General features: G+C 43.8%; 5 protein-coding genes. 4 read left to right on the plus strand and 1 reads right to left on the minus strand.

Translation table 11 applies throughout. The annotated features are described in order from the left end of the window. Both QUA40_RS28000 and QUA40_RS28005 read left to right on the plus strand, forming a co-directional pair. Positions 1–184: hypothetical protein (locus QUA40_RS28000; protein WP_333131874.1), on the plus strand; the 184-nt coding region annotated here is incomplete at its 5' end. Next, positions 178–1,569, plus strand: coding sequence for an S-layer homology domain-containing protein (locus QUA40_RS28005; protein WP_333131876.1), 1,392 nt, complete (start codon positions 178–180; stop codon positions 1,567–1,569). The genes QUA40_RS28000 and QUA40_RS28005, both read left to right, overlap by 7 nt. Positions 1,570–1,606: 37 nt before the next feature. Here QUA40_RS28005 and QUA40_RS28010 read toward each other — a convergent pair whose 3' ends face one another. Continuing rightward, complete coding sequence (locus QUA40_RS28010) at positions 1,607–1,777, minus strand: hypothetical protein (protein ID WP_333131878.1); 171 nt, start codon at positions 1,775–1,777, stop codon at positions 1,607–1,609. Positions 1,778–1,991: 214 nt separating this feature from the next. Between QUA40_RS28010 and QUA40_RS28015 the strand changes: the two genes are divergently transcribed. Together QUA40_RS28015 and QUA40_RS28020 are read left to right on the plus strand one after the other, a co-directional pair. Then, positions 1,992–2,357, plus strand: a complete 366-nt coding sequence (locus QUA40_RS28015) for a hypothetical protein (protein ID WP_333131879.1) — start codon at positions 1,992–1,994, stop codon at positions 2,355–2,357. Positions 2,358–2,410: 53 nt separating this feature from the next. Further along, on the plus strand, positions 2,411–3,208 hold the full coding sequence (locus QUA40_RS28020) for a transposase (RefSeq protein WP_333131881.1): 798 nt from the start codon (positions 2,411–2,413) through the stop codon (positions 3,206–3,208). The last annotated feature ends 671 nt before the right edge of the window (positions 3,209–3,879 follow it).

Raw genomic sequence — 3,879 nt, forward strand, 5'->3', positions numbered from 1 at the left:
AAGTTACATCAGCAAATATTTGGAATTGGTTTACTCACTGCTGTTATTGTACCTCACCTTTGTAAGAAATGCTATAGCAGTAACTAGAAGTAAATACAGAAATTTCCTGTGGGTAAAAATTATATATGCCCGATCGATCTGCGCTAGCCTAGAAATATATCTGCAAAGGGGCGATTTATGCTGAATATTATATTTACTCCACGGCGAGGCAACTCTCACGGACGATCTAAAATCACTAAAACCAATATACTCGCTGCTGTAAATACTTGGCTGGCTGTGTGTCTGCTGGCTGCTGTGACAGCTTGTGCAAACAGCCCCAACAGCAAGGCCCTCGAAGAATCTTTAGCCGCCGATCCCAAATTAAAACAAAACCCAGTAGTTTTCTCTTCCCCGCCACCAGCGACAGCAATTGAGACAAACTCTACCGCCAAACTTCCTCCCGATTTCCCCACAGAGATTCCACTCTATCCTAATGCTGAGTTAATCGAAGTTGGTGGGCCAACTGATCCCTCGCAAAAAAATGTGCGGCTGCGCTGGGAAAGCACAGATCCTGTTAATTCGGTTCAGAACTTTTACTCCACAGAGTTTGGGCGTCGCAAGTGGGAAATAGTCAGCCGCCCCACCGCCGAGGGACAAGGTTCTTTGGTAGCAACGCGAGATAATTTACGGGTAACTGTGTCGCTTTCTCCTACTCAGAAAGTAGGGGGTTCTACAGAATTTGCGATCGACTACAGCAAAGAAAGCCCCGAAATTGCCGCCAGTCCCCAACCTAATAATTCCGAGTCTAGCGCATCTCCAACCGCTTCACCAACTCCATCTAATTCCGAGAAAACTACTCCAACGCCATCCGCCTCGTCAAAATCAGCACAAGTTAGCCAACTAGACACCCAAATTCCTCAACAGTTGCGGCAGTATGTGGCTGATTTAAGTCAGTTGGAAGTGCTGAAAGTGCGATCCACAGAAAGTGCTAATTTAGAAACAGCTAGCACTTTGCCCAAACCCAACAAAATTGTCACTCGCCGCGAATACGCCCGCTGGTTAGTAGCAGCTAACAATCAGATTTATGCTAGCCGTCAAGCCAAACAAATTAGATTAGCAGTAGACTCTAGCGAACCAGCTTTTTCTGACTTACCCAAAACTGACCCGGATTTTTCAGCAATTCAAGGTTTAGCAGAAGCCGGTGTAATTCCGAGTTCGCTTTCGGGAGAAACTAAAGATGTGAAATTTCGCCCGGATGCACCTTTAACTCGCGAAACAATGATTTTTTGGAAAGTGCCTTTAGATAGTCGTCAAGTTTTGCCCACAGCTAACATTGACGGAGTGAAAGAAAAGTGGGGTTTTCAAGATGCTTCTAAGATTGATTCCCAGGCGTCGCGGGCAGTTTTAGCTGATTTTAACAATGGAGACTTAGCGAATATTCGCCGCGTTTTTGGTTTTACTACTCTTTTTCAGCCGAAGAAATCCGTGACTCGCGCCGAAGCTGCTGCTAGTTTGTGGTATTTTGGCGTTCAAGATCAGGGATTGTCTGCTAAAGATGCCCTGGAAGCAAAGTCTCAACCACCTCAATAGAGTTGTTTGGGGTGGTGAAAAGTTTTGAACACAGCATCTACTTACCAATACCCAAGAAACCGGGTTTTTTCTCTGTAAACCAACCCGGTTTCTGCGTCCACGACTGACGAAATTGTACCAATTTTTGATAAATCGGCGTGCGATCGCCCGCCACAAAAATAGCAGCTTGAGTTTCTAGGAGTTCGGTGAATATGGCTAGCCCTGTCAAGGTGTTCTTTATTCAGGCATTCTTGGTGAATCTTGAACGGCAAGGGTCGCTGGCGACAAGCTTGGCAACCTTACGAATAAACTTAGATCAGTGACTGTTGCCGTTCTCTTCGATTTGCGGGTATCGGTATAATGGTTGAAACCTTGTATGACTAGCATACAAGCTATTGGCTCACCCCATCTTGCAGTATTTAGGAGGACTGAGTAAATGTTAGATGCCATCTTTGAGAGATTTGTCAAGCGAGCGTCCTGTCAGTGTCATGGTCCGAGGCTTAATGGAACGAGTATTGAACACAGAACAACTCGACTCCATCTTTGAGAATCATGCCAAGAGCCAGTACAGGCGAGAACTCCTATTCTCCAGCATCGTTGATTTAATGAGCCTGGTAGTTTGTGGCATCTATCCTTCCGTGAATGCTGCATACCGAGCCCAAGCATCGGAGCTTAATGTCAGTCGAACAGCGGTCTATGACAAACTTAATGGCATCGAACTAGATGTGAGTGCTGCACTGTTAAGAGAAACTGCTGGCTCTATGACTGATGTGATGCAATTTCTGGGAGATAAGCTGTTACGCATTTAAATTGGAAATTCCGGATAGGCTAGAAGCCCGTCCCACAAGAGTTGTATTGATTTTTGACAGACAGTTTAAATGTAGAACAGCTTAGTCCACCAAAGTTACTAGCTCCTTATCAAATCAGAATCATTGATGGCAACTGTTTAGCTGCTACAGATCATCGTTTAGAAGCCCTGAAGCCCTATGCAGCGAAAGCTTTACCTGGTAAGTCTTTGGTTGTACTTGACAAGGACTTGAAAATGGCGATTGATGTGTTTCCTTGTGAGGATGGTCACGCTCAGGAACGTTCTTTATTTGAGTCGGTATTACAGCGGGTAAAACCTGGTGAATTATGGATTGCCGATCGCAATATGTGTACTCAAGGGTTTCTCTTTGGTATCTGTAACGCCTCTGCTGATTTTTTAGTCCGAGAACATAAAACTCTGCCACAGGAAGCAATCAGTGAATTAAAATTTCAAGGTGATGTAGAAACAGGCTCGGTTTTTGAACAGACAGTTGCTCTCACTTATGAGGGTAGCTGTTTGAAAGTACGACGGGTGGTATTGCGTTTGAAAAAAGTTACTCGTGATGGCGATTGGGAAATTGCCATACTTACTAGCCTACCTCAAACTGTTGCCAGTGCGACGGATATTACTCAGTTATATCGAGGACGTTGGAGTGTTGAAACTCTCTTTCAAATCGTAACTAAGAACTTTGAGAGCGAAATTCAAACCTTGGGTTATCCGAAAGCTGCTTTATTTTCTTTTTGCCTCGCTTTGGTTTCTTACAATATTTTAGCTGTTGTCCGAAGAACTCTCGGCAGTGTACATGGTGTCGGTAAAATTGAGTCGAGTCTTTCAGAATTCTACGAAAGTTGATGAAATTCAAGGCACTTATCGAGGAATGACTATAGCCTGTGAACCTGATAATTGGTCATTTATCCAGGCTTTGTCTCTATCTCAATTAGCTGATTTTTTGTTGGATTTGGCTGCCCGAGTGAATTTGAAGTCTTTCCTGAAGCAGCCACGCTCCCCTAAGAATAAGAAACCACCTTTGATTGTGGACCCACGTCATCGTCATCTTTCTACAGCAAGGCTTTTAGACCAGGCTCGGCAGTCACCTTGACAGGGCTAGGTGAATATGGCTTACCCAGAAACCGACTTTTATCTACGAAAATGCCCTGTAAAACGCGAGGCATATCCGGTGAAAAACCCCATTTCTTTAATTTTTTTGGGGAGTTATCGTAAAAAATGCCTTCAATAATTATACATCGGATTTTCTGTCCTTGTGGCCTACCCTAGGGGATAGATTTTTTTTCTTTAATCTTAATTTCTGTATCCTGCCATACAACTGCTGTATTGGGCGGGCAAATTTTATACATATTTTAACTAACACTTTGTTCAAAACTCTCAGTAGGATTCCGGATGCGGTAGCGGCCTTAACGATAAATGAACAAGAGTGTTTGCTGGGGGGGTATAGTCATTTCAAATAAGTATGAGACACTATTCATGCACAATAAGCACGAATAATTTCATCAAGAGATGTGCCA

Source organism: Microcoleus sp. Pol11C3 (assembly GCF_036701485.1).
Taxonomy (GTDB): Bacteria; Cyanobacteriota; Cyanobacteriia; order Cyanobacteriales; family Microcoleaceae; genus Microcoleus.

What these genes read in the sequence shown, in the direction of transcription:
- QUA40_RS28015 (WP_333131879.1), top strand. Translation starts at nt 1,992, where the DNA reads ATGCCATCTTTGAGAGATTTGTCAAGCGAGCGTCCTGTCAGTGTCATG.
- QUA40_RS28005 (WP_333131876.1), top strand. Translation starts at nt 178, where the DNA reads ATGCTGAATATTATATTTACTCCACGGCGAGGCAACTCTCACGGACGA.